The organism is Streptomyces sp. NPDC002156, assembly GCF_053593675.1.
Map to the genome: position 1 here is coordinate 1 of NZ_JBSFDA010000311.1, position 5450 is coordinate 5450.

Below are 5450 nucleotides of genomic sequence, written 5' to 3' on the forward strand. Positions count from 1 at the left end.
CCGTCCGGCGTTTGAGGACGAGCGCGTTCAGCGCGACAAGGGGGGTCTGGGGGCGCAGCCCCCAGGGATGGGACGGGTAGGGGCGGCGGGGGCGAAAAACCCGTTCGGAGCGTTGACGCGCCGTGCAACCTCCCACAGCATGGGCCACGTCCGCCTCTGGGAGCGCTCCCACGGCACCCGCAAGCGCCGCTCCACTCACCCCCCGCGCCCCCACCTCACCCGAGGAGCCCAGACGTGAATCGACGCAGAACCACCCTGCTCTCCCTCACCGCCCTCCTCACAGCAACCCTCACCACCCTCCCCACCACCACCCCCACCGCCGCAGCCGACGAGATCGAGCAGGTCAAGAACGGCACCTTCGACACCACCACCGCCCCCTGGTGGACGACCAGCAACGTCACCGCCGGCCTCGCCGACGGCGCCCTCTGCGCCGACGTCCCCGGCGGCACCACCAACCGCTGGGACGCAGCCGTCGGCCAGAACGACATCACCCTCGTCAAGGGCGAGTCGTACCGCTTCGCCTTCAAGGCGACCGGCACACCCGCCGGACACGTCGTCCGGGCGATCGTCGGCCTGTCCGTCTCCCCGTACGACACCTATTTCGAGGTGAGCCCGCAGCTCAGCGTCTCCGGCGACTCCTACACCTACACATTCACCGCACCCGCCGACACCACCCAGGGCCAGGTCGGCTTCCAGCTCGGCGGCAGCGCTGACCCCTTCCGGTTCTGCATGGACGACGTGTCGTTGCTGGGCGGGGTCCCGCCCGAGGTGTACGAACCCGACACCGGCCCCCGGGTACGGGTCAACCAGGTCGCCTACCTCCCCGCCGGGCCGAAGAACGCCACCCTCGTCACCGCCTCCACCCAGCCCCTGCGCTGGCAGCTGAAGAAGGCCGACGGAACGACGGTCGCCCACGGCAGGACCGTGCCGCGCGGTACCGACGTCTCCTCCGGGCAGAACGTCCACTCGATCGACTTCGGCGCCTACCGCAAACGCGCCACCGGCCTCACCCTGGTCGCCGACGGCGAGACGAGCCGCCCCTTCGACATCGACGCGAGCGCCTATGACCAGCTGCGGCTGGACTCCCTGAAGTACTACTACACGCAGCGCAGCGGCATCGAGATCCGCAACGACCTGCGCCCCGGCTACGCCCGCCCCGCCGGCCACGTCGACGTGGCACCCAACCAGGGGGACAGCAACGTTCCGTGCCAGCCCGGCGTGTGCGACTACACCCTCGATGTCACCGGCGGCTGGTACGACGCCGGTGACCACGGCAAGTACGTGGTCAACGGCGGTATTTCGACGTGGGAGCTGCTCAGTACGTACGAACGCGCCCTGTACGCCCGTACGGGGCAGCGGGGCGCGCTCGGTGACGGCACGCTCGACATCCCGGAGAGCGGCAACAAGGTGCCGGACGTCCTCGACGAGGCCCGCTGGGAGCTGGAGTTCCTGCTGAAGATGCAGGTGCCCGACGGGCAGCCGCTCGCCGGCATGGCGCACCACAAGATGCACGACGAGCAGTGGACCGGGCTGCCGCTGCTGCCGAGCGCCGACCCGCAGAAACGCGAACTGCACCCGCCGACCACCGAGGCCACCCTCAACCTCGCGGCCACGGCGGCCCAGGCGGCCCGGCTGTACCGGCCCTACGACCACACGTTCTCCGCGCACGCCCTCGCGGTGGCCCGCAAGGCCTGGACGGCGGCGCTCGCCCACCCCGACATCCACCCCGACCCGAACGACGGGACCGGCGGCGGCGCCTACCCCGACACCGACGCGCGGGACGAGTTCTACTGGGCGGCGGCCGAGCTGTATCTGACCACCGGGGAAAAGGCGTTCGAGCAGCACATCCTGAACTCGCCGATCCACACGGCCGACATCTTCGTCCCCCTCGGCTTCGACTGGGCCAGGACCGCAGCGGCCGGCCGCCTCGACCTGGCGACCGTCCCGAACCGGCTCCCCGGCCGGGACAAGGTCCGCCAGTCGGTGATCAAGGGTGCCGACCGCTATCTGGCCACCCTGGCGGCGCACCCGTACGGCATGCCCTACGCCCCCGACGCCAACCTGTACGACTGGGGCTCCAACGCGCAGATCCTCAACAACGCCGTCGTCATCGCCACCGCGTACGACATCGGCGGCGCCTCGAAGTACCGCGACGGCGCGCTCCAGAGCATGGACTACATTTTCGGCCGCAACGCGCTGAACATGTCGTACGTGACGGGCTACGGCGAGGTCAACTCCCACCAGCAGCACAGCCGTTGGTACGCCAAGCAGCTCGACCCGAGCCTGCCCGGCCCGCCCGACGGCACAGTCGCCGGAGGCCCCAACTCGAGCATCCAGGACCCCTACGCACAGAGCAAACTCCAGGGCTGCGTCGGCCAGTTCTGCTACATCGACGACATCCAGTCCTGGTCGACGAACGAACACACGATCAACTGGAACGCCGCCCTGGCCCGGATGGCGTCCTTCGTGGCCGACCAGGGATAGCCGGGCCGGCCGAGCTGTGCCTCGCCCCCTCGGTACCACTGCCCTGCCCGCCTGACCTGGGGGTATTTACGGGTAAGTACCGGCGCGGTACCGTGGGGGCATGCCAGCTCTGAATGTGGAGTTCAGTGACCGCGAGCTAGAGGACCTGCGGCAGATAGCCAAGGAGCGCGGTACGTCGATGAAGGCTCTCGTGCGTGAGGCGGCGGCGGCCGACATCGCCCGGCACCGGGCCCTCCAGGAGGGCGCGGAGGAATTCCGGCGGTTCTTCGCGGCCCACGCGGACGAGTTCGCCGCCGCGTTCCCCGAGGACGAGCCGGTCGCGCCGGGTCGGGGACGGGTCGCCTGACCGATGGCTCCCGTCATCCACATCGACGTGCCCTGGCTGCTCCAGCGCCATGAAGAGGTTCTGCCGGACCAGCCCACGGTCAACGACTTCTCGGCCCTGGTGGCCGCCGTGGCCCGCCACCGGGTCGACCCGCCGCGCCTCGGCGTGGACTCCGACCCGGCCTGGCGGGCCGCCGCACTGCTGCACACCCTCGCGCTGCTCAAGCCGCTGCCGTCGGCCAACGCCCGATTCGCCTGCGCCACCGCCGTGGCGTACATGTTCGTCAGCGACGTCGGCATCGACCCGCCCTACGGCGCCCTCGTCGACCTCGCCCGCGACCTGATCTCGGGCAAGACCGATGTCTACGGCGCGGCCGACCGGCTGCGCTCCTGGCAGATCTGAGCAGGTGTCTTCTGCTGCCGGAGGTGACTTCGGCCCCGCCCTCGGGGCCGCCGACCGAGGGCGGGAGGAACGGGGTCGGCGGCCGTTTCGCGTGGGAGAGCCGCCGTCCCGCGCGTGGCCTCCGAGGAAGGGCCGGGTTCCAGTGGACTACGCCTTCGCGCGCGCCGGGAGCGTGCGTGATGCACCGGCGCGTGCATCCGGTTCACACGGGGCGCGGGAAAACACCGAAGGCCGGTACTGCCACCGGCAGTTTCTGCTGTTGCTGACTTTCCTTCAATGAATGGATGTTGCTCAAGCGCCTTGTTGGCCATGAGTGACTTGTGCAAGGGTGAACTACCTGTGCAGGGGGAATGGCAGGGTTCGATTCACCGGTGGCGGGGGGACACAAAGCCGCCGGTCTTCGTGCGGACTCGTCCGGGCCGTTTCCCGGAACTGCAGTGAGTCACCCGCGCGTGGGAAGGAAACCGCTCAGTGCCCACCCCCCCTCCTCGTCCGTCCTACCCCCCGTACTCCGGTGGGGTCCCGGGGGAATCGGACGAGAGTCTCGCCGCCCAGCTCAGAAGCAGGCCGGAGGGCGAGACCGGCCCGTCCGTCGCTCTTCTGACGGCGCGGCACTGGCAGGCGACCCACGAGTACGCGGTCATCTGCCTCGCCACTTCGGCCCAGGCCGCCTCGATGGTCACCGCCGCCGCCTTCCACCAGGTCCTGGAGCGGGTGATGCGGGCGGAGTCGGCCGTCGCACTGCGCCCCCGGTTCCTCGTGGCCGTACGCGACACCGTCAGGGAGTGGGCCGCCGACGACCGCATATCCGACGTACTCCCGGACCTGAGGAAACCGGCGGGCGGTCGCGGTATGCGCGCGGCGAAGTCCATGACGCCGGAAAACCGTAAGCTCGCGGAGCGTTCGTTCCAGGCCCTTCCCGGACTCGCGCAGTGCCTGTTGTGGCACACCGAGGTGGAAGCCGAGCCGATGAATGTCCCCGCCGTTCTTCTTGGCATGGACACGGATACGGCTGCGGCTTCGTTGGAACAGGCGCGCGAACAATTCCGTGAGGGCTGTGTACGCGCCCACCGGGAACTCGCGCCGTCCAAGGACTGCCGGTTCTACAACCGTCTTCTCGACGTTCCCATCAGGCGCGGTGGCGCACTGCTGCCCGATGTCCAGCAGCATCTGGTGGAGTGCCGCTACTGCCGTTACGCCGCGGAGCAGTTGAGCCATTTCGAGGGCGGCCTGGGCACCCTGCTCGCCGAGGCGGTGCTCGGCTGGGGCGCCCGTCGCTATCTCGACTCCCGTCCGGGGCGCGGCGAGGCCGGCACACGGACGCGGGGCCATGCCAGGCACGGCGGCAGAGGCGAGCGCGGTGGAGTCGGCCGGAGCCGTCTCCTCTCCCGGATTCCCTCCCCGCGCCGCCCGGTGGCGGGCGTGCCCCGGAACAGGAAGACCCTGCTCACGAGCGTGGGCCTGGCCTCGGCGGTCGTCGCCGCGGTCGTCCTGGGCAGTGGGTTGTGGCCGAAGGACGGCAGCGGCGCCGACCCGGCCGCCTCGTCCAGCGCGACCGGCGGACGCGCCCCGGTGCCCGACGCCTCGCCGACGCCGCCCGCGGTGTCGTCCTCGCCGCCCGGGACGGGCGGCAACCCGACCGCGACCCGGCAGACCCGGCTGCGCAACGTCACCGCCGACCTGTGCCTCGACATCCGGGGCGGAAAGGCCACGGCCGGCGCCGTCACCAGGCTCGCGTCCTGTTCGACCGCGTGGACCCAGATGTGGTCGTACGAGGACGACGGGCTGTTGCGCAGTGTCGCCAACCCCGACCTGTGCCTGGATTCGCACGCCGATGCCGGTGTCGTCATCCTCGGCCGCTGCGCCGCGGCGTCCGCCGAGCGGGGGGACGACGTGCGCTACGACCTCACGGTGCGGGGGGAGTTGCTACCACGCTGGGAGGAGGGCCTGGCTGTTGCCCCCGCATCGGACGACCCGGACGCGGACGTGGTCGTCAAGGTCCGGGACGGCTCGGCGGAGCAGCGTTGGCTGACGGACACGGTGACGGCCAGCCCGGAGTCCCTGTCGATAGGCGGCCCAAGGGGCGAGGCGGCGCAGGTGGACGCGAACCCGACGTAGCGAGACCTTTTCTCGCCCCCGCCGCCCCTACCCGTCCCATCCTCGGGGGCTCCGCCCCCGAACCCCCTTGTCGCGCTGAACGCGCTCGTCCTCAAACGCCGGACGGGCTGGATCTTTTAGC

4 protein-coding genes are annotated in these 5450 nt (G+C 70.6%); all 4 read left to right on the forward strand.

Features of this window, described 5'->3' with window-relative positions:
• Positions 1-234: 234 nt before the first annotated feature.
• Positions 235-2484, forward strand: coding sequence for a glycoside hydrolase family 9 protein (locus ACWCRB_RS48825; RefSeq protein ID WP_451002222.1), 2250 nt, complete (start codon positions 235-237; stop codon positions 2482-2484).
• A 100-nt stretch (positions 2485-2584) separates the two neighbouring features.
• The gene (locus ACWCRB_RS48830; protein ID WP_235472787.1) at positions 2585-2830 is read left to right on the forward strand and encodes a hypothetical protein; all 246 of its coding nucleotides are present in this window, start codon (positions 2585-2587) and stop codon (positions 2828-2830) included.
• Positions 2831-2833: 3 nt separating this feature from the next.
• Complete coding sequence (locus ACWCRB_RS48835; protein WP_053745133.1) at positions 2834-3211, forward strand: toxin Doc; 378 nt, start codon at positions 2834-2836, stop codon at positions 3209-3211.
• Between the two features lie 471 nt (positions 3212-3682).
• The gene (locus tag ACWCRB_RS48840) at positions 3683-5329 is read left to right on the forward strand and encodes an RICIN domain-containing protein (RefSeq protein WP_451002223.1); all 1647 of its coding nucleotides are present in this window, start codon (positions 3683-3685) and stop codon (positions 5327-5329) included.
• Positions 5330-5450: the final 121 nt, after the last annotated feature.

Excerpts from the sequence above, each read along its gene's own strand:
- ACWCRB_RS48830 (WP_235472787.1), top strand. The coding sequence starts at position 2,585 with ATGCCAGCTCTGAATGTGGAGTTCAGTGACCGCGAGCTAGAGGACCTG.
- ACWCRB_RS48835 (WP_053745133.1), top strand. The coding sequence starts at position 2,834 with ATGGCTCCCGTCATCCACATCGACGTGCCCTGGCTGCTCCAGCGCCAT.